This window comes from Desulfovibrio sp. JC022, from assembly GCF_010470665.1.
Classification (GTDB): domain Bacteria; phylum Desulfobacterota; class Desulfovibrionia; order Desulfovibrionales; family Desulfovibrionaceae; genus Maridesulfovibrio.
The window spans coordinates 31,496-50,521 of sequence record NZ_VOPZ01000011.1; the positions used below are offsets into that span (position 1 = coordinate 31,496).

At 43.4% G+C, this 19,026-nt stretch carries 20 protein-coding genes and 1 tRNA gene; 14 read left to right on the forward strand and 7 right to left on the reverse strand.

Features of this window, described 5'->3' with window-relative positions; genetic code table 11:
- The first annotated feature begins 129 nt into the window (after nt 1-129).
- From mobC to FMS18_RS17215, 7 genes are all read left to right on the forward strand, one after another.
- A complete protein-coding gene (gene mobC / locus FMS18_RS17185) occupies nt 130-432 on the forward strand; it encodes a plasmid mobilization relaxosome protein MobC (RefSeq protein ID WP_136676025.1) in 303 nt (100 codons plus the stop codon).
- The gene (locus tag FMS18_RS17190) at nt 423-1,958 is read left to right on the forward strand and encodes a relaxase/mobilization nuclease domain-containing protein (protein ID WP_136676026.1); all 1,536 of its coding nucleotides are present in this window, start codon (nt 423-425) and stop codon (nt 1,956-1,958) included. Before mobC ends, FMS18_RS17190 begins: the two co-directional genes overlap by 10 nt.
- Before the next feature lie 409 nt (nt 1,959-2,367).
- Nucleotides 2,368-2,865: a hypothetical protein gene (locus FMS18_RS17195; protein WP_136676027.1), complete on the forward strand. Its 498-nt coding sequence runs from the start codon at nt 2,368-2,370 to the stop codon at nt 2,863-2,865.
- A gap of 12 nt (nt 2,866-2,877) precedes the next feature.
- Nucleotides 2,878-3,843, forward strand: a complete 966-nt coding sequence (locus tag FMS18_RS17200; RefSeq protein ID WP_136676028.1) for a hypothetical protein — start codon at nt 2,878-2,880, stop codon at nt 3,841-3,843.
- Nucleotides 3,843-5,096 carry an MBL fold metallo-hydrolase gene (locus FMS18_RS17205; protein WP_136676029.1) on the forward strand — a complete coding sequence of 418 codons (1,254 nt, stop codon included), beginning with the start codon at nt 3,843-3,845 and terminating at the stop codon, nt 5,094-5,096. The genes FMS18_RS17200 and FMS18_RS17205 overlap by 1 nt, the downstream gene beginning before the upstream one ends.
- Nucleotides 5,093-6,460 (forward strand): PD-(D/E)XK nuclease family protein, encoded by a 1,368-nt coding sequence (locus tag FMS18_RS17210; protein ID WP_136676030.1) that lies wholly within the window; start codon nt 5,093-5,095, stop codon nt 6,458-6,460. The genes FMS18_RS17205 and FMS18_RS17210 overlap by 4 nt, the downstream gene beginning before the upstream one ends.
- 41 nt (nt 6,461-6,501) lie before the next feature.
- Complete coding sequence (locus tag FMS18_RS17215; protein WP_136676031.1) at nt 6,502-7,353, forward strand: Fic family protein; 852 nt, start codon at nt 6,502-6,504, stop codon at nt 7,351-7,353.
- Between the two features lie 195 nt (nt 7,354-7,548).
- Here the strand turns inward: FMS18_RS17215 and FMS18_RS17220 are convergent, their stop codons facing one another.
- The 4 genes from FMS18_RS17220 to FMS18_RS17235 form a co-directional block, all read right to left on the reverse strand.
- Nucleotides 7,549-7,857 (reverse strand): HigA family addiction module antitoxin, encoded by a 309-nt coding sequence (locus tag FMS18_RS17220; RefSeq protein WP_136676032.1) that lies wholly within the window; start codon nt 7,855-7,857, stop codon nt 7,549-7,551.
- Nucleotides 7,858-7,870: 13 nt separating this feature from the next.
- Nucleotides 7,871-8,149: a type II toxin-antitoxin system RelE/ParE family toxin gene (locus FMS18_RS17225; protein WP_136676033.1), complete on the reverse strand. Its 279-nt coding sequence runs from the start codon at nt 8,147-8,149 to the stop codon at nt 7,871-7,873.
- Between the two features lie 53 nt (nt 8,150-8,202).
- On the reverse strand, nt 8,203-9,420 hold the full coding sequence (locus FMS18_RS17230) for a tyrosine-type recombinase/integrase (protein WP_136676034.1): 1,218 nt from the start codon (nt 9,418-9,420) through the stop codon (nt 8,203-8,205).
- Nucleotides 9,421-9,599: 179 nt separating this feature from the next.
- Nucleotides 9,600-9,676 (reverse strand) — tRNA-Arg (locus tag FMS18_RS17235).
- Between the two features lie 372 nt (nt 9,677-10,048).
- On the opposite strand from FMS18_RS17235, the gene FMS18_RS17240 reads away from it, so the two are divergent.
- The 3 genes from FMS18_RS17240 (at nt 10,049) to FMS18_RS17250 (ending at nt 12,760) form a co-directional block, all read left to right on the forward strand.
- Nucleotides 10,049-11,614 (forward strand): methyl-accepting chemotaxis protein, encoded by a 1,566-nt coding sequence (locus FMS18_RS17240; RefSeq protein WP_163295911.1) that lies wholly within the window; start codon nt 10,049-10,051, stop codon nt 11,612-11,614.
- A 137-nt stretch (nt 11,615-11,751) separates the two neighbouring features.
- Nucleotides 11,752-12,222: an Sbal_3080 family lipoprotein gene (locus tag FMS18_RS17245; RefSeq protein WP_163295912.1), complete on the forward strand. Its 471-nt coding sequence runs from the start codon at nt 11,752-11,754 to the stop codon at nt 12,220-12,222.
- A 136-nt stretch (nt 12,223-12,358) separates the two neighbouring features.
- On the forward strand, nt 12,359-12,760 hold the full coding sequence (locus FMS18_RS17250) for a hypothetical protein (RefSeq protein WP_163295913.1): 402 nt from the start codon (nt 12,359-12,361) through the stop codon (nt 12,758-12,760).
- Here the strand turns inward: FMS18_RS17250 and FMS18_RS17255 are convergent, their stop codons facing one another.
- The 3 genes from FMS18_RS17255 to FMS18_RS17265 form a co-directional block, all read right to left on the reverse strand.
- A complete protein-coding gene (locus tag FMS18_RS17255; RefSeq protein ID WP_163295914.1) occupies nt 12,761-13,546 on the reverse strand; it encodes an AraC family transcriptional regulator in 786 nt (261 codons plus the stop codon).
- An 11-nt stretch (nt 13,547-13,557) separates the two neighbouring features.
- Nucleotides 13,558-14,145, reverse strand: coding sequence for a LysE family transporter (locus FMS18_RS17260; protein ID WP_163295915.1), 588 nt, complete (start codon nt 14,143-14,145; stop codon nt 13,558-13,560).
- 96 nt (nt 14,146-14,241) lie between these two features.
- Entirely contained in the window at nt 14,242-14,922 is a 681-nt protein-coding gene (locus FMS18_RS17265; protein ID WP_163295916.1) for a Crp/Fnr family transcriptional regulator, read from the reverse strand.
- Between the two features lie 127 nt (nt 14,923-15,049).
- Here FMS18_RS17265 and FMS18_RS17270 point away from each other — a divergent pair, with 127 nt between their 5' ends.
- From FMS18_RS17270 to clpP, 4 genes are all read left to right on the forward strand, one after another.
- The gene (locus tag FMS18_RS17270) at nt 15,050-16,039 is read left to right on the forward strand and encodes an arsenic resistance protein (RefSeq protein ID WP_163295917.1); all 990 of its coding nucleotides are present in this window, start codon (nt 15,050-15,052) and stop codon (nt 16,037-16,039) included.
- A gap of 184 nt (nt 16,040-16,223) precedes the next feature.
- Nucleotides 16,224-16,538: a tetratricopeptide repeat protein gene (locus FMS18_RS17275; RefSeq protein ID WP_163295918.1), complete on the forward strand. Its 315-nt coding sequence runs from the start codon at nt 16,224-16,226 to the stop codon at nt 16,536-16,538.
- Between the two features lie 308 nt (nt 16,539-16,846).
- The gene (tig, locus tag FMS18_RS17280) at nt 16,847-18,154 is read left to right on the forward strand and encodes a trigger factor (protein WP_163295919.1); all 1,308 of its coding nucleotides are present in this window, start codon (nt 16,847-16,849) and stop codon (nt 18,152-18,154) included.
- A 257-nt stretch (nt 18,155-18,411) separates the two neighbouring features.
- Nucleotides 18,412-19,020, forward strand: a complete 609-nt coding sequence (clpP, locus tag FMS18_RS17285; RefSeq protein WP_163295920.1) for an ATP-dependent Clp endopeptidase proteolytic subunit ClpP — start codon at nt 18,412-18,414, stop codon at nt 19,018-19,020.
- Nucleotides 19,021-19,026 lie beyond the last annotated feature (6 nt).

Genomic DNA, 19,026 nt, shown 5'->3' on the forward strand with positions numbered 1-19,026 from the left:
GCGTATCTGCTGTCCAAGCCAGTTTACCCAATGTTTCACATTGGGAACTGGCGAGGGAGAAATCTCCCTTCGATCCCTCTTGCTTTTTGAGCCGTGCGAGCACTCCATTCTCTGCGAGGGTTGGACTCCATGAAGAATGAAGAGAAGCGCACCGAATTCGTGAACACGCGGGTCACTCCCACGGAAAAGCACTTGCTCAAAATTCAGGCTGAAGCGGAAGGCATGAGCCTCGGAGATTTTGTCCGCGTGCAGCTCAATCGACCGCGCGTCAGGAAGACAAAAGTCGAAAGGCAGAAGGTCATCCATCTGGCCCGCATCGGAAACAACCTGAACCAGATCGCCCGTTGGGCTAATACATATAAAAAGAATGCCGAGGTCGCGCAGGTTGTGCTGGTCCTGCTAGAAATCAGGGAAGAGTTCAAATGCTTATGAAGGTCTTCCGACACGGAGTCGGACGTGGTTCCAAAGTCATCGGATATGTGACCGGCCAGCATGACGCCAGAAGAAAGGTCACGCCGCCCGAAGTTTTGCGCGGTGATCCCGATTCCGTCTGCGACCTCATCGATACCACCACTCGCAAATGGAAATACACTTCCGGCGTTCTCTCGTGGGCTCCGGGCGATAAGGTCACGCCCGAAGATGAGAAGAAGCTCATGGACGGTTTTGAATCGCTGGCATTCTCCGGGATGGAGCCGGACCAATATTCCATCCTTTGGGTGCGACACGGCCATGCTGGCCATCATGAAATGCACTTCGTAATCCCGCGCACTGAGCTGCGCACGGATAAGGCCTTCAATCCCTGCCCGCCGGGATGGGAAAAGCAATACAACCCATGGTGCGAATTGCAAAATCGCCGCCGCAACTGGGCGCGGCCCGATGAGCTGAAACGCGCAAGACTGGTTAGCCCCGGCAGCTCAATTCAGAGCTACAAATCCGGCAATGCTTCCGAAATCCGGCGCACCGTGACCGAGGCCATTGTTCAAGGCGTCAAAGCCGGACTTATCCATAACCGAGAGGACATTATCAATACGCTGGAAGAGTTCGGCTTCGCAGTACCGCGCAAGGGCAAGGAATACATAACAATTGAAATACCGAAGGACGATAACGATACCGTTTCCCAGAAACGCAAAAACAACCGTATCCGTTTAAAAGGAGTACTTTATGCAGAATCATGGACAGCCGAAGAATTCAAACAACGCGCTGGGCTTGGCCGAGAAAATGAAGCAGCAAATGGACGAGCAAACGCAAAGTTCAAAGCAGATAATTCAAGAAGAATTGCAGAACTTGAGCAGCGAGTTGCAGGAATCCGCGAGACACGAGCTGAGTACCATCGAAGCCGCTATAAAAGCAGAAGTTATTCAGATCAGGAGCCGTCAGGAAAGCTTGATAGAAAGCTTAAAAACAACCTCACGTATCCCGTTGTTGGTCTCCATAGTCCTCACGATTCTGGTCTGCCTAACGATCATCGGAGGGACCATGATCTGGGAGAAGTGGGAAATCAAAAAATTGCAGGAAATATCAGCGAATCTCAAAAATTCTCAACTGGTATCAATAAATCTCACGGAAAATCAGAAAAAATCAAAAATTCTCATCGACTGGGGGATTTCACCATACGTTCAGGAGGGACAGAAATATCTCATATTTCCCAAGGGCGTGAAAATCCATCCGACAACAACCAAGCACGGGGACGCAGCTTTATACATAGAGGATTAAGCCATGAACGAATTACAGCAGAGCTTATTGGATTTGATGAACCGGATCGAACGGGACCAGTCCCAGCGTCTAGCCGCCCAAGACGCCAAGATAGCGGCCTTGGAGCAGGAAATACAAGGCTGCCGGGACTTGCAGACCGAATTGGAGAGAGTATTGAGCGAGTTGGAAAAATTGTTCGCTCGATGAAAAAGTTAATGTGGAGGTTTAAGAAAGTCAGAGACCGGGGAGCTGGGCTTGGGAGGTAATAACTGGTTTGAACTGTTGCATATTTTGCAACAGTTCAAATTTTATTTTTAGAGGATGTGAGAATTCTTGTCTTTTTCTGTCCTTTTTTGTCTTTGGGTCCCAGTTTCACATAATTCCAAAAAATCGCAGATAAAGACAGGGAAGGACAAATAAAGACGGATTGAGTCAGAAAAAGACAAATTTTCAGATTTAAGTTTTTCCTAAATGCGAACGTTCAGCGAGCTGATTTTTCAAGAAACACATAATAACAACTTTGCTTTTTAAAAATTAATTTACGTTTCAACACATTGATATTAATGTTTATTTTAATTATTCATCGTCTAAGTGTGAATTTAAGAGAAGGATAACTGAATATATAGGAGGGAATCAAAATTTTTAAGCCTAATTTTTAATCAAGAGGACAGGAAATTGTTACAACAGCATACGGTGAATTTATTAAACGCCATTTTTAGTCTAGGAGAATATCAAAAGTACAATTGTAGCAAAGAAGTGTCGATCAAAATGGGTAGCTACACTCTCGAGCCAATACTCACAGAAGAAAGATTACGGCAAGAAGATTTCCAGATGGAAAATTGCTGCTACGATGATTTAGAACAATTGAAGAAGGGTAAAGTTCAGCTAATTTCTATACGGGCTCCTGATAGCCAAACAGTTGCAACCGTTTGGTTTATAACTGTCGAGGATAAATGGTATTACAGTAAATGTTTAGGAAAATTTGGTAATAATTTAATTGCACCCCACTCAATTGAAGTTGACGGAGCATGTGTTTTAATTTCGGTTAAAACTGACGAAGTGGATCTCGTCTACGACTATGATGAAACCATTGAAGATATTTCGTGGATTATTTTAGATATTGACGATATTACATTGGAGCTCTTAGCTGAGCTTGCACAAAATTTTAAATGAGCGGGGTAAAAAATGAGTAGAGGTTTGAATTCTTTGTTTCTTGCGGACTTGAAGGATGGAATTTTAACTCCTGTTTTGGAAAGAGTTCTTAAGGATCATACTTTGGATTTTCAAATCAGAGATGATGAGGTTCATATTTATTATCGAGGCGGACAGTTATCATCCATTAAACCTGCAACAGCTAAAGAAAAGTATTCTGTCTCATTTGATAAAAACTATTTGAAGGGCTCTGACTTGGACGTTGATCTCGTTCCTGAGATTACTGATGCAGAGACAGCAGAATTGTGTGTCTCGACATTTCAATCATTAAAACTTGCTATGGATTTTCATTTTGCTAGGCAGCAAAAAAATGAACGAGAATTTCAACAATTGGTCTCACGCGAGAACAGCTATTCCAGCCTGTCGAATAAAACAGACTACTTCATCGTAGACATTGAGTTTGAAAATAAAACAGAGGATGTCACCACTAAGTTTGATTGTATTGCAATCAAATGGCCCAGCGTTTCAGCGGCAAGAAGAGATCCCAACAATAATAAGCTCAAGCTGGCAATAGTTGAAATTAAGTATGGTGATAACGCCCTGGCAGGAAAATCTGGGTTAGTTGATCATTTAGATAAGACATATAATTGCTTACGTAACAATGGCGTATTGGAAAATATTACGTCAACTACACTCAAGCAGTTCAATCAAAAAAGGGAGCTTGGATTAGTCCATTTCTCAAAAAATGGTAACCAAAATGAAATTACTCATTTGCCAGCTAAGCCTGAATTTATTTTTCTTTTTTCCAACCATGATCCTTCATCGTCAACTTTGAGCAATGAAATTGACTCAGCTGCATTTAAGGTTTCATTCGAGAAGCTACAGGAATATGCCGATGTGCGTTTCGCCGTATCTTCTTTCATGGGGTATGGCTTATTTGAAGAATGTGTTCTTACTTTAGATGATTTTAAAAAAGTGCTCAAAGCACAGGCTAGTTAATGAAAATTATTATTCATCGTGGAACAAATGAAATAGGTGGTTCTTGTGTCGAAGTCGAAAACAACGGCACAAGAATCCTTTTAGATGCAGGATCACCACTGGATGACTCCCCTGCTTTTTTGCCAGATTCAATTGATTCGTTTGATGGTGTTTTTATTTCACATGGGCATCAAGATCATTATGGATTGATTGAACATCTTCCTGATGAAGTTCCTTTGTATATTGGTGATATAGCTTGGAAATTTATGAACTCTTTGCGTCTCTTCTTGGAAAAACCAATTTTAGAGGTCAACAACAAGACCAGCCTTGATGCTGGTAAATCTTATTCTGTCGGAAGCATTTCTGTGACTCCTTATCTTGTGGACCATTCTGCTCCTCAAGCTTTTGGTTTTCTTATCGAAGGTGACGGAAAGCGAATTTATTATTCCGGTGATTTCAGAAGCCATGGAAGAAAGTCTCAGACTTTTGATTATTTATGTAAGAATATTCCCCAAAGAATTGACGCGATCCTTCTAGAAGGAACGATGATGAAACGGGATAATTTGGATTTTTCCAGTGAAACAGATGTTGAAAAAGGAATGGTTGAATCAATCAAATCGGAAGAAGGTTTGGTTCTTGTTAGCTGTTCATCTCAGAATATCGATCGGATAGTTTCCCTGTACAGAGCAACCAAAAGAACAGGCCGAACACTCGTTGTTGATATTTATACTGCATGGATATTGCGCCTCGCTCAGCAAATGTCATCAAACCTTCCAGACATTAGTTGGGATAATATGAAAGTTTTTTCAAGGAATAAGCCAGCTTCTGGTTACTATAAAAGAATTAAAGAGCATCACGAGTTCTTCGGTAATTTTAAATATGATCTATATAAAAAAGAGAATGAACTGAGCTTGGACGATCTCCGCGCAGCCCCTTCTGCATATGTATTAAAGATGAGTGACTATTGGCTGAATTATGTGAAGGAGCTGCTGCCCAATTATTCGTCCACAGTGATCTATTCACAATGGGCAGGCTATTTAGACGAAGGAGCCTCCTACTTTAACGAGAATGCAGCGAACTTGCAGAAATTAGAAAACTCTAAATTTGAACTTATCCATACCAGTGGACATGCCGTTCGGGACGATTTGATCAAATTGGTTGAATCTATAAAGCCAAGAACAGTCATACCAATGCATACGGAGCATAAAGATATGTATACTGAATATTTTAAGAATGTGCATATCTTGGAGGATGGTGAGGTATATAAATTATGACAGATATTGCGTGTAATAATGACTCTGTTAATGGAATAGAGTTCTGGGAGTCTTTTTTTGACCAATATAAAGATTTTAGCGACCAAAGAGAATGGGAAAAGAAACAAGGTATAAACGATTTTAATATTTTAACAACGGTACTTAAATCCACAGATGAAGTCCGTTTGCACACGCGCTATCTATATGCGCTACTAAATCCCAAAGGCCTTCACTACCAAGGGACACTGTTTCTAGAAATTTTTATGACCGCTATAGGATATAAAGACTGGTTAGACTATAAAAAAACAAGGGTACGCAAAGAATACAGCCTTATAGATAGCAAAGACGATGATCAGCAGAATCAAGTTGATCTCTATATCACTGATGGAAATAGACATATTATTGTTGAAAACAAATTAAATGCAGTCGATCAAAAAGGGCAAATAGCTCGTTATGCCCAGACTATTCATGATAAATACGACCTTGAACATACAGATTTACTTTTTGTATATCTTAATAAAGGCCGAGAGCCAGAAGGTAGAGCGTTGAAATGGAACAATGAAGGTTACAATATAGATCAAAGTCATCAAACTTTAAAAAACAAATCTTCTGGCTCTAATATTTGTCTTTATATTAGCATTCAATACTCAAAAGAAATTATTTCATGGATTAACGAATCCATAAAAGCCATAAATCATATTGAATCGTTAAAATTTGCTTTAAATGATTACAAAGTAGCTGTTGATAAAGCCACAAAAAAATATATGAGCAATATAATGACACTAGAAAAATTCTTAGAAGGCAAAACACCAAAAGAAGAAAATCAATTTTACCTTCAAGCTATGCGTGCTGCTGAGGAGTTACCTAAACTCCAGATACGTTGGTTTAAAACAATGGTAAAAGAACTAAAAAAAACTATGTCTGGATATGAAACTGAAGGGAAAGCAATACCTATTTCCGTTGCTGAATGTCCAGAGCTGGATTCATTCTTTTACAAAGATAAAATGGCATCTTTATATATTAATAAAAAAGAGAAATCTTCATACAACAAAGGGTGGTTTTGGAAAATAACTACTGGAAAATTTTGCAACAAAGCTTTGCTCTGTATTGTATATGGTAGGTATTATTTACATGTCGGCTTAGTTCCAATTGATTTTATAGATTCTGATATAGATTGTATTAGAATCAACCTGTCGAAAAATGACGACTTTATAAATAAAAATAAGTCTATAGACTTGAAAGCATATGATGCGATGCGTAAAAAACTGCCAAATTTTATCAGCAATGCGGTCAATCTTATTGAAGAACTTCCTGCCTTGAAAGACTTTTCGACAAGTTTTCAAGCAAATCTTATTAAAGAGTTGCTTAAAGAGGATGGTGTTTAATTTTTCTATTTACGAAAAAGTAGACAAAACAAGAACATAAAATGTCGCAAATAAACCCCACATATATAATCCCTAACTCCGCAGACCTCACGGCCAGCCTTGCCGAGAACGACCGTTTGCAGAAAGCCATCGAAGAGAAACGCTTCTCGCAAGACAATTTGTGGGATGTGATCCAGTTCAAGTTGAAGGTGGACTGGACTTATAATTCTAACGCCATTGAAGGCAGCACTTTGACCTTAAGCGAAACGCTCTTTTTCCTGCGCGAAGGTCTTACAGTGAATGGTAAGCCACTTAAAGATTTTCTGGACGCCAGAAATCATTCTGAGGCCATTGATTTGCTTCAGGACGCCATCAAGAACAAGCGGCCTTTTTCTACTGGGTTTATGAAAGAGATTAATGCCCTGATCCTGAATGGGGTCAGCTACACAGCAGCGCAGACACCGGACGGGCAGAGCACCAAGAAAAAAGCCCATGCAGGTGAATACAAAAAGCATCCCAATCATGTTTTGACGCCAAGCGGTGAGATTCATACTTATGTTGCGCCGGAACAGGTGGCTGCTGAAATGGATCAACTTTTTGAATGGATTGCTGAGCAGGAGCGAAACGGAATCCATCCACTGATTATGGCTACCATCGCGCACTATAATTTTGTACGTATCCATCCATTTGATGATGGAAATGGACGCGGGGCAAGGCTTTTGATGAACCTGCTGTTTATGAAAAACGGTTATCTCCCTGCCGTTATCAACAATGAAAACCGTCAGGATTACTTTGAATGTCTGCAACTGGCAGACAAGGGAGATCTGGCTTCTTTTTGCCTATTCGTTTCACAATCCTTGCGGGAAACTCAGGAATCGGTAGTAAAAATTCTGGAAGAGAACGGCAATAAGTAAGAGTGATGAATGGCGCGGAATTCAGCTATCCGGAAATTCCGGATAGCTGGGGGATTTGCAAAATGATCTGGAGCGGGATTGAACTATCCGGAAATCCCGGATTGTTGGAAGATTTACACAATGAACTGAGGCGGAATTGAACTATTAGGAAATTCCGAATAGTTCACAGAGAACATTTTCATAGGATGGGCATCCTCAGCCCAACTCCAAAACTCCCGGAACCGGGGTTACGTCCACAAATGCAGCAGGATTCTGTTCAGCTTCCCAAAGATCACGCTTGCGCTGGAGATTAAGCCAGAGGTCGGGGGTAGTGTTAAAAGCCCGTGACAGGCGTATGGCCATAACAGGGGTTACACTGGTCTTTTCATGGAGGACTTGAGACAGATGCTTGCGGCTGATTCCTAAATGGGCAGCAAGGGCCGTTACAGTCAGTCCCAACGGTTCCATGTAGTCATACTTTATAATTTCGCCGGGGTGTGTCGGCTTACGGGTAGCGGCGTGCATGTTGCCTCCGTGTTTAGTGGTAGTCTTGATAGTTTACTACGTAGGCATGGCCGTTTTCAAATTTGAACGTTAATCGCCAATTGCCGGAAACCTTTACGGAATAATGATTTACAAGGTTTCCTTTCAAGGGATGCAGATTAAAGCCCGGAGCGTTCATATCCTGAACGTCAGAGGCTGAATCCAACCTGTCAAGCATCCGGCCCAGCTTTGGCGCATGTTTAGCCTGAATCCCTTTTGTTGTTCCGCTATTAAAAAAAGCTTCAAGGCCCTTGTGGGCAAATCCTTTAATCATAATGTAACCTCTAAGGTAACACGGGTCAATGACCCGTGTTAGCCTTTTTCGCGTTAAGCTCTTTTCTTAAACGGGATCACAGTTCCGCCGTCACGCAGACTATCAAGGTAGTCTGAGAAGCTTTGCATCATTCGGGTACGTTCCTCAACGTATTGAGCATGGTCGTAGGCTGCGCGGACTTGGTTTTTCTGGACATGTGCCAGTTGGCGTTCAACCAAGTCGGTAGACCATCCTGCTTCATAGAGCAGGGTTGTGCATGTTGCTCGAAAACCGTGGAAGCAAAGCTGGTCTTTTGTAAAACCCATACGGCGCAAAGCGGTATTGAGTGTGTTCTCAGAGAGAATGCTTGAATTATTGATGACGCTGGGAAAGACATATTCAGACGGGGTATTTAAATCTTTAATCTCTTGAAAGATTGATAAGACTTGTCTTGAAAGAGGGACTATATGATGGTTACGCATTTTCATGCGGTCGTTAGGCACGCGCCATACTTTGCGTTCAAAGTCTATTTCTTCCCATTTCATACCGCGTATTTCTTTTGAGCGGGTGAAAGTATACATCCCGACACGCAAGGCTTGCTTCACAATGTAGTGTCCGGTGTATTCCTCAATATAGCGTAACAGCTTGCCGACTTCTCTTGGATCGGTCAGGGCCGCACGATGTTTGCGAGTCTTCGTGACGGGAGGCAGCGCGCCTTTTACGATTTGTACGGGATCACTTTCAACCTTATCGATGAAAACAGCGTATTTGAAAACCTGAGAACACAAAGAAGCAACCCTGTGGGCTGTCTCAATAGTTCCTTTGGATTCAATGCGTTGCAGTATCCGAAGTATGTCCTTGGGTGAAATCTCAGAAATGGGCTGAGAGCCTAAATATGGGAAAACGTGATTTGAAAGGCGTCCCTGATTTGTGCGGTAGGTCTTTTGCGTCCATGACTCTTGGTTCTTGTCCAGCCACATTTTGGCTACCAGCTCAAAAGTATCATTTTGCGCTTGAGTCTCGGCTTGCTTGGCTTCTTTGACCTTTTTAGGGTTCCGTCCGCTCTTTAAGGTCTTGGCGGCATTAAGATGTGCAAGACGGGCGTCAGCCAGACTTGTTTCAGGATAGGTTCCAAGACCCAACATAGTGGCCTTGCCTTCAAAACGATAACGATAACGCCAGAATTTTTTACCTGTAGGTTTTATCTCGATACAAAGACCGCCCTGATCTGCGAGGCGGTATATTTTTTCTTTAGGTTTGGCGTTCTTAACCTGTGTGGCTGTAAGGGGCATGCTTGTCTCCGTGTTTTGTGAGTATGACCAAAACTACGTACTCACCATACTCACAAATGTACTCACAATTGGTGAGTATGTCCACAGACCGCATGGGAGTGTATGGGACAAGCAGAAAAGAAAAAACCCTGTGTTTACAGGGCTTAAAGTGTCCTATGGGACATTAAATTTTTTTATTCTGGCGGGCAATACAGGATTCGAACCTGTGACCTTCAGCTCCGGAGGCTGACACTCTATCCAACTGAGCTAATTGCCCGCGCAGAACGTTTTACTATCCATCACTAAGCTCATCTGTCAAGAAAAATCTATTAAATTCGTGTGATATTCATCGTGCTGCAATCTGATTGAAATTTTCATAAGCAGATTGGATGATCATAATTTATTTGATTATTATGTTTTGACTATCGAGTATGTCTTTTAAAATTCAAATAATTTTCTGAATGTGACATTTAGGTTGATGAAAATGTCACAATTTATTGACTCAAGTGGTTTGATTGAGTAATTTCGAAAATAACTTTTTCGGAATCGCTTACAGTGTGTTCGTTGTTGTTCATAATTGCTCAACTTGAAGCTGATTCCATATGGGGTGGATTATTTTCTTTTGAACCTTTTTGAGGTTGAGGGTGCTATGAAGATCAAATTGCTTATTGGCGTTGTGGTTTGCGCATTTTTGGGGGCGTTGTCAGTTTTTGCTGCCGCTGAACTTGTCAGTGATCCGGGATCTATTTCATTGGTCACAGCTGTTGTTGTTTTTGCAGTTGTCCTGCTGGGCGGGGGAATTACTGTTCAGGTGGTTGCCGGCAGTGCTTCTAATGAAGCGGACGGAATTATGAATTATTTAAAAGGAGTTTCTGAAGGAGATTTTAATTCCAACAGACCTGAGTGCGCTGAAAGTGAATATGGCCGCATGGGTGAACAGCTTTGCAGTACTATTGATGTTTTGAAAAAAAGGATCGGATTCGCAGAAGGTGTGCTGAATGCTATCGCAGAGGCATATCCTTTTATGACCTGTGATGCTGAAGCAAAGGTTAACTTTGTTGGTAGCAGGCTTTTCAAGATTTCAGGAAAAAAAGGTAAACCTGAAGAGTACTATGGTCTGACTACCGGCGGTTATGTTTATGGTGATAATTCTCGGAAAACACGCACTGACCGTGTTGTAAGCGAAGGTATCAGGATCGAAGGTGAAACTTCTTTTGAAGGTGAAAGAGGGCTTCATGAATTGCAGTTTTCCGGTGAGCCCTTTTATGACCTTGATAATGAGTTGTGTGGTGCATTGACTATTTATTTTGATCTCACTGAGGTGAAACAGCAACAGCGGGAGATTCAGGAAAACGCCGAGCGCGTAGCAAGTGTTGCCGCTGAACTCGTAGATATAACAGGACAGGTCAATTCCGCTGCCGGGGTAATTGCTTCCCAGATTGAAGAGGCTTCTAAGGGGGCTGCTGTACAGTCTGAGCGAATTACCGAAACTGCTTCAGCCATGGAAGAGATGAACAGCACCACCCTTGAGGTTGCGCGTAATGCCCTTGATGCTGCTGAAAATGCTACCTCCGCTGCGGATAATGCTCACGAAGGGCAGAATGAAGGCCGCAGACTTGTCGAATCCATAGAAACCATGAATACACATGCTACCAATCTTGGTACCTTTATGGGGGATCTGGGTAAGCAGACTGATTCTGTGGGCAGTGTTATCACAGTTATTCAGGATATTGCCGATCAGACTAACTTACTTGCTTTAAACGCTGCGATCGAGGCTGCCCGTGCCGGTGAGGCTGGGCGCGGATTTGCAGTTGTTGCTGATGAAGTCCGCAAGCTTGCGGAAAAGACCATGACCGCCACCGATGAAGTGGGTAAGGCGATCAAGGCAATTCAGGATGGAGCGCAACGTTCCATTGAAGGTGTTAAGCTTGCAAGTGATGCCGTGGGGCAGTCAACTGAAATTGCACATAGCTCCGGGCAGACTCTTGAAAGAATCGCTGAAATAGTGAACGGTACTTCTGATCAGGTTCAGTCCATAGCCACAGCTGCTGAGCAGCAGTCTGCCACCAGTGAGGAGATTAACCGGGCAGTTGATGACATCAATTCCATTGCCTCACAGACGGCGGAAGGCATGCATGCCGCCAATGAAGCCAGTTCCGAGTTGGTCAGGATGAGTGATGAACTTAACACTTTGATTAAACAACTTTCTTCCTAGTACGGTCCCGTACTCCATTGTCCGAAGCAGGCCGCATTGTTTATTCAATGCGGCCTGTTTCACTTTTAACGAGATGCTTTCTTGACCGGATAGTTGAACCATTATATCTCGGCATAAATAATAAATGAGGTGTTGTGGTGCAGAATTTTAAGTTGTTTTGGGTTTTTATGATTTTAGGCCTTTCGGCAGGGTGCACCTCCATTGAAGTTGTTAACGAACCTGTTCCTGAGATTCTTGAGGCTGATAAAGTTTGCATCATAGTGCATGATGATACTAGAGAAACGTTTAAAACAACGCTTAAAGAATGGTTAAGAGAGCAGGGAATAACCCCGGACATTTATCCTCAAGACAGTTCTGAGGATGTTTGTGAATGGACATTAAAATATGAGGGGCGGTGGTCGTGGATCGTTGCTCTGTATTTAGCTGATGCAAAGATTACAGCTTATAATGATGGATATGAAGCCGGGCGCGCTTGGCTGGAAGTAGGGAAATGGGATGGCCACAAATGGGAAGACGGGAAAGGGCGTATCTACAAATTGATGGATATGCTTTCCGGTAAAGTGGACCATTACGAGCTGCCCATGAAAAATAAGGATTTGGAAAAATAATATTTTTTGAAATCGTACGAATGAACCGTCTCTTTTCACGAAGGGACGGTTTTTTTATTTCCTTAAATCGTGAGATGTGAGCTGAAATATGCTATCCTTAAAATGAGACCGAATAATCTCAGCAAGGAGAGTAAATATGGCAGTCAGTTGGGGAGTCAGGATCAGGGTATTTATTCTTTTCATTTTGGGCTCAATTTTGTTTTTTCCGGGGGCGTTACTGATTGTTGCCGGATTTTTAGAACCGGATACTACCTCAGATGATGCGCTGGCCATGTTTTTTATGGGTGGCTTACTCAGTTTTTGCGGTCTGCTGATCTGGTGGGTGATGCGCAAAATGTATCGCCGGGGCACGCGCAGGGCAGCTTATATACGTACGCAGGAAGATGAAGGCATGATGATGGGAATGGGCATGGCGCATATGCATAATATGGCTGCTATGAACGCTATGGATGAGCAGGTAGATGCAAGCTCCGTTGATACCGATATTGATTCCGGTGCTGATTTCGATTCCGGGGGTGATTTTGATATCGGGGATTGATCAGCGGGATTTATTCAACAGTTGCGCGTAGGCGTGGGCTGTGAGTCCGTAGACGCTTTTGAACTGACGGTTGAAATGCGAGAGGTCGTAGAAACCGCAATTTAACATTACAGCATATAATTCTTCACCTTTATCAAGGAGCTTCTTGGCTTGCTCTGTCCTGCAACTGAGAAAGAACTGATAGGGCGAGAGGCCTTTAATTGCTTTGAACTGGCGGATGAAGTGGAATTTCGACATTTGCACTTCCTTGCATATTTCATCCAGCTTAAGCGGTGCTTCGAAACTGTCGTGCATCATTTCAACAGCGCGGCGCACGGCTTTATAATTTCGGGGCACTTTTCTTTTTTCAACGCTATTTGCCGCCCGGTCTATTACGTTCATGATCAGTTCACTGGTCAGCATGTCGCCTTTTCCCGATTCAATGGAACGGGTCAGGTTGATTATGTTTGCGGCCAGTTTCTGATCCTTAATTATCGGGGTTGAGAACTTTAACACGTCTTTTCTGCCGGATACTTTTTCAAATAGTTTCCGGGGAATGTATGTCATTACATATTCCAGACCTGTCTCGTCGCCGGAGCAGCCGTCATGCAGCTGCTCCGGGCTGAAAAGCATGATTCCGCCCGGTTTTGAATAAAGCATTTCACCTTCCAGCCAGTATTTTTGAATTCCGGTCAGGGTTACTCCGATGGCGTATTCCTCATGGGAGTGTTTCCTGTACTTGAATTCATCAAATCTGGCCGAAAGTACGGTCAGGTCGTCATGATGTGTGTAGTTGAATTCCCGCATGGCTTGAGTTGTTATATAAAATTTTGGAGTCCTGATATGGACCATGCACAATAGATCATTGTCAGCGACAAAATGATATTGGCCTGTTTCTGGTAGGGGCGCAGGTAACGGCGAAAAAGCGTTCCTAGTACGACCCATGAACTGTAGGCACAAAATCCGATAAAAGTCAGTATAGCCACGAACAGGGCGATGTCCAGAGGGTCTGAAAATGCGGGGATCACGAAACTGCCGATTACGGTCAGGGTGAAGAGAACAACTTTAGGGTTGATGAACTGCATGGTGAACCCGGTCATGAAACCACCGCTCTGGTCTGATTTTCCGCCATCGTCCATGTGCAGGATTTTCCATGCAAGATAGAGCATGTATGTTGTCCCGATGATAGCCATGATGGTTTGGACCTGTGGGATTATGCTAAACAGATAGCTGTTCAGTGCTGCGGAAAGGCTGAGCAGGAGACCGAATGCAACAGTTGCCCCGGCTACGAATTCAAGGGCTTTCCTGTAGCCATGATTTTGTGCTGTGGAAAAGATTACGATATTAGATGGCCCGGGGGTAAAAGTTACCACTATGCTGTAGGCCAGAAATGCTGCTAAATTCATTGATTCCTCCATACTGGTTTTCATTGTGATCTGAAGATCGCATGGGGAGGAGTTTATTGAATAGTACAAAGTTGCTCAGGCTGTGATGTCTTGAGTTTAGCGCAGACATCCTCCATCGCTGCAACGGCTGAGTTCTTCACGATCGTGAATCTTTATTTCTGTGCCGTTAACGTCAATCAGGCCGCCCGCGCTCATTTTTTTCATGGTTCGGGAAAGGGCTTCCGGGGTAATTCCGATGATCTTGGAAAGTTCACGGTAGGAAATGTCCATATTCACAAGTCCGCTTATTTCCCGGCTGAGGAAATAGGCTGCGAGCCTTGAGGGTACTTGTTTGAGCGCAAGTGAATCAATCATTTCCATAGCGTCTTTAAGTCTTCTGGACATGACCCGCATCATTTGCATCAGGATGGTTGGATCTTCTTGTACCAGTTTTTCATATTCAGCAGGGTTGATGAAAAGTACCCGGCTGTCTTCCAGTGCGCTCATGTTTGCCGGGAGGACTCCGTCTGAAAAGACCGAGCATAAACAAAACGGTTCACCGGGGCCGAATACGAAAATCGTTTGTTCTTTGCCCTCGTCCGATATCTTGAAAAGCTTAACTTTTCCCGTAAGTAGGATGTGAAGTCCTTTTGAGGTCTTGTCCTCGCTGAAGAATACGGATTTCTTGGGAATTTCATTTATGACAGCATGGCCGGAAAGTCTTTCCAATTGCTCTTTCTTTAATTTCGTAAAGAGTGCCAATTCACTGATTTCTTTTTCAATCTGCTTTCTGGTCATGATTAGTCCAATTAAAATACGTACTGTTGATCGAGGTCAATGCCCGGCTTGATTCTGTGGTTTAGTTTTTAATTCATGAGAGCGGGGTAGGGCAACGAAATGAATATTAAAGTATTGGAGTAAAGATATGTGGACTATTTTACAGAAAATTACAAAGAATTTAATTGTAGCCATTCCATTAATGATGCTTGCCGGGTTTCTTTATGGTTTAAGCTTTGATCCTGCATGGCTTAAGTCCATGATTATTCCTTTCACCTTTTTGATGGTTTATCCCATGATGGTTACCCTTAAATTAAAGAAAGTGTTTGAGGGCGGTGATGGCAAGGCTCAGTTTCTGACTCAGTTGATCAACTTCGGGATTGTCCCTTTTGTAGCTTACGGATTCGGTATGTATTTCTTTGCTGATAAACCATACATGGCTCTTGGGCTTCTTTTAGCCGGACTGGTTCCGACCAGCGGTATGACTATATCATGGACCGGATTTGCTAAGGGTAATATGTCGGCTGCGGTTAAGATGACTGTTGTAGGCTTGATTGCCGGATCTTTGCTTACTCCTTTTTTTGTAAAGATGCTTATGGGAACTTCCATTGAAATTAATTTGATGGCTGTGTTTAAGCAGATTGTATTTATTGTTTTCCTGCCCATGACACTTGGTTTTTTGACCCAGAGGATTCTGGTGGGACGGTATGGTCAGGCTGAATTTCAGAAGTCTGTCGGCCCAAAATTCCCGCCGCTTTCAACTCTTGGTGTGCTTGGGATCGTGTTTGTCGCTATCGCATTGAAAGCAAAAACCATTGCATCGGCACCGGAAGTTCTGTTGAGTATTTTTGTGCCGCTGTTGATCCTTTATGGTTTCAATTTTGTTTTGAGTACCTTGGTCGGTAAAGTCTTTCTGTCGCGTGGTGATGCCATCGCCCTTGTCTATGGCTCGGTAATGCGCAATCTCTCTATTGCGCTGGCTATTGCCATCAATGCCTTTGGTCCCCAGGGTTCTGATGCGGCTTTAGTGATAGCTGTTGCATATATTATTCAGGTCCAGTCTGCGGCGTGGTATGTACGCTTTACTGATAGGATTTTTTGGGAAAATAAGCCTGCAAAATTTGCCTGTCAGGGTTGATAGTTTTTGTGGAAAGAGCACCGTGGAAGTGCTCCGGAGAACTTAATAAGCTTTGTCCTTTTGGGCAGGGCTTATTTTTTTAAATTAATGTTTGACATTGAGAATCGTTTTCAATATCTTCTATTCAACCAACACGGTTAGTAAATTTTCCAAAACCAATTTGAATATATTTCAGGAGATTATTATGTGCAAACTCGGAAAAGCGTGGGAACTGAACAGAGAAGGTATGCAGGCTTGTAATAAAGGAGATTTTAAAAAAGCTGAAACCAATCTTAAGGCCGCGATCAAGATGTCGCAGTGCAAGTCCAAGAAAATCCACCGGGCAACCTTGCATAATAATCTTGCCGTTGTATTGCAGATGTCCGGCAAAGTGGAAGAAGCTGTGCTTGCCTATGATCTTGCCATAGGTTTTCTCAATCCGGATCATAAAGGGCAGGCGGCCTTGATTGAACGTTTTGAATCGAAAAGGGATGGTCTCAAGCTGAAACTTGCGGCATAGAATTTTTAAATACGCATCTCCTCCTTGCTATTGGCGAAATTCCGTTACGGGGTTTCGCCTTTATATTTAATGATAAGAAGTGCGGTTTTGGTTTAGGCAGTGTTTTTTACGGGATATTAAAGAAATCTGCTCATTATTTGCGCATGAACTCCCTTAAGGGGGTTGACTTTGTGGAGAAACTGCCTAAATAATCCCAGTTCTTTTGTTGGAATAATGTGAAAGACTTCACGTTGACCGACTCAAGCCAAAGTACACAACTGCCGTAGCGGTTTCGCATGGCGGATATATTTTCTAGGAGGATGCCTAAGATGGATTTTAATATTGAAGAAGTTTCAGCGGTAGAGAGAGAGATTAAAGTTGATGTTCCTGCTGAGGAAGTTGGTGCAGCTCTGGACGCAACCGTTGCTTTGTACAAGATGCAGACCCCGGTTAAAGGTTTCAGAAAGGGTAAAGTGCCCGCATCTGTTATTCAGTCCAAGTACAAAACACAGATCATCAGCGAAGCTACCACTGACCTGATCAACTACCAGATCAACGAAATCCTCAACGGCGAGTCCTTTGTTCCGGTTTCCAAGATCGATGTTGACGCCAAGGAACTGGTTCGCGGTGAAGATTTCAAATACACCATTAAGTTTGAAATCGTTCCTGAATTCGATACTCCCGGCTATCTCGGTCTTTCCGTTGAAGAAGAGCGTGCTGAAGTTTCTGAAGATGAGCTCAAGGACGTTGAAACCAGACTGCTCCAGTCCATGGCCAAGATCGCTCCCATTGAAGACGATCGCCCCGCTAAGGACGGCGAACTCGCTTCCGTAACTTTCTCTGCAGAAATGGACGGCGAGCCCATTCCCGGCGTGCAGGCTGACAACTTTGACCTGCCCATCGGTGAAGGTCACTCTCTTGAAGAGTTTGAAGAATTCGTCAAGACCCTGAAGACTGGTGAGTCCGGTGAAACCGACATCACTTTTCCCCAAGATTTCATCAACGCCGACCTTGCTGGCAAGACTGCAACCATGAAGGTTACTGTTCACGCGATCAAAGAACGCAAAATGCCTGAACTCACTGACGATATCGTTAAGCAGGCAGGCGGTTTCGAGTCCGTTGAAAAAATGCGTGAAATCGTTAAACAGTCTTACTCTGCAAACCGTAAGCAGCTCAACAAGTCTGCCGCACAGACCAAGCTGGTCAGCGGTATTGTAAAAGAACTTGACTTCCAGCTGCCTCCTTCCCTTATGGAAGACCGTCTTGAGCGTATGGTTGCTGATGTTATCGGCCGCGCAGAACGTGCCGGTAAAAGCTTCGATTCTCTTGGTAAATCCATGGAAGAGCTTCGCGATGAACAGCGTCCTGTAGCTGAAGAGTCAGTACGTACTGAAATCTTCCTGCTCACCGTTGCTAAGCGTGAAGAACTCGAAGTTCAGCCCCAGGAAATTGAAGGTGCTCTCTACCAGATCGCACAGCAGACCCAGCAGGACCTTAGCTCTGTTAAGTCCTACTACGAAGAGAATAATCTCCTCATTCCTCTTAAGGACAGACTGCTTGCTGACAAGGCTGCCGAGTTCATCTACGAAAACGCCGATGTTACTGAAATCGATCCTGTTAAGAAGGACGAAGAGTAATCTCGACCGGTTGAATAAATATGTAAGGCGGCGCGGTTCTCTGACCGCGCCGCCTTTTGATTTTTTTTTGAAAACGGGTTGTGAATAATTCTATATGCGGTTAACAGTGTGTAAAATTTAGCCCGCCGGATTTGTGCTTGTACTCAAGCCTTCAAATGATTAGGATGAATTGTTAAATGATTATCCGTTCCGATTCGGGCGGTTTTTTCCGTTAATTTGAATTCCCTTTTATAAATAAATATTTCCGGGAGATATAGATGTCTGGAACCATACCTATTGTTGTTGAAACTACCGGGCGCACAGAGCGCGCTTACGATATTTATTCCCGTCTTCTCAAGGATAGAATCATCCTGCTCAGCGGTGAAGTTAATGACCATGTAGCCAGTGTAATCTGCGCGCAGCTTCTCTTTCTGGAATCCGAGGATCCGGAAAAAGAAATTTACATGTACATCAACTCCCCCGGCGGCGTCGTAACTGCCGGTATGGCTATTTACGATACCATGCAGTACATCTCTGCTCCGGTGGCAACCCTGTGCATGGGACAGGCCGCCAGCATGGGCGCATTCCTGCTCAGTGCAGGTGAGAAAGGGCAGCGTTATTCCCTGCCGCACAGCCGCATCCTTATTCACCAGCCTCTGGGTGGTGCACAGGGTCAGGCTACTGACATTGATATTCAGGCTAGAGAAATTTTAAGACTTAGAAAATCCCTCAACTCTATCATGGCCGAGAATACCGGCAAAACAGCAGAAGAGATTGAGAAGGATACTGATCGCGATAACTTCATGTCCGCCGAAGAAGCCGTTAAATACGGTCTCATTGATAAGGTTCTGGAGAATCGCGGAAATATTGAATCCAAGGAAGGTTAATTCCTG

Coding starts and splice junctions, on each gene's coding strand:
- mobC (WP_136676025.1), top strand. CDS start 130: ATGAAGAATGAAGAGAAGCGCACCGAATTCGTGAACACGCGGGTCACT.
- FMS18_RS17190 (WP_136676026.1), top strand. CDS start 423: ATGCTTATGAAGGTCTTCCGACACGGAGTCGGACGTGGTTCCAAAGTC.
- FMS18_RS17200 (WP_136676028.1), top strand. CDS start 2,878: ATGAGTAGAGGTTTGAATTCTTTGTTTCTTGCGGACTTGAAGGATGGA.
- FMS18_RS17205 (WP_136676029.1), top strand. CDS start 3,843: ATGAAAATTATTATTCATCGTGGAACAAATGAAATAGGTGGTTCTTGT.
- FMS18_RS17210 (WP_136676030.1), top strand. CDS start 5,093: ATGACAGATATTGCGTGTAATAATGACTCTGTTAATGGAATAGAGTTC.
- FMS18_RS17215 (WP_136676031.1), top strand. CDS start 6,502: ATGTCGCAAATAAACCCCACATATATAATCCCTAACTCCGCAGACCTC.
- FMS18_RS17220 (WP_136676032.1), bottom strand. CDS start 7,857: ATGCACGCCGCTACCCGTAAGCCGACACACCCCGGCGAAATTATAAAG.
- FMS18_RS17225 (WP_136676033.1), bottom strand. CDS start 8,149: ATGATTAAAGGATTTGCCCACAAGGGCCTTGAAGCTTTTTTTAATAGC.
- FMS18_RS17230 (WP_136676034.1), bottom strand. CDS start 9,420: ATGCCCCTTACAGCCACACAGGTTAAGAACGCCAAACCTAAAGAAAAA.
- FMS18_RS17240 (WP_163295911.1), top strand. CDS start 10,049: ATGAAGATCAAATTGCTTATTGGCGTTGTGGTTTGCGCATTTTTGGGG.
- FMS18_RS17250 (WP_163295913.1), top strand. CDS start 12,359: ATGGCAGTCAGTTGGGGAGTCAGGATCAGGGTATTTATTCTTTTCATT.
- FMS18_RS17255 (WP_163295914.1), bottom strand. CDS start 13,546: ATGCGGGAATTCAACTACACACATCATGACGACCTGACCGTACTTTCG.
- FMS18_RS17260 (WP_163295915.1), bottom strand. CDS start 14,145: ATGAATTTAGCAGCATTTCTGGCCTACAGCATAGTGGTAACTTTTACC.
- FMS18_RS17265 (WP_163295916.1), bottom strand. CDS start 14,922: ATGACCAGAAAGCAGATTGAAAAAGAAATCAGTGAATTGGCACTCTTT.
- FMS18_RS17270 (WP_163295917.1), top strand. CDS start 15,050: ATGTGGACTATTTTACAGAAAATTACAAAGAATTTAATTGTAGCCATT.
- FMS18_RS17275 (WP_163295918.1), top strand. CDS start 16,224: ATGTGCAAACTCGGAAAAGCGTGGGAACTGAACAGAGAAGGTATGCAG.
- tig (WP_163295919.1), top strand. CDS start 16,847: ATGGATTTTAATATTGAAGAAGTTTCAGCGGTAGAGAGAGAGATTAAA.
- clpP (WP_163295920.1), top strand. CDS start 18,412: ATGTCTGGAACCATACCTATTGTTGTTGAAACTACCGGGCGCACAGAG.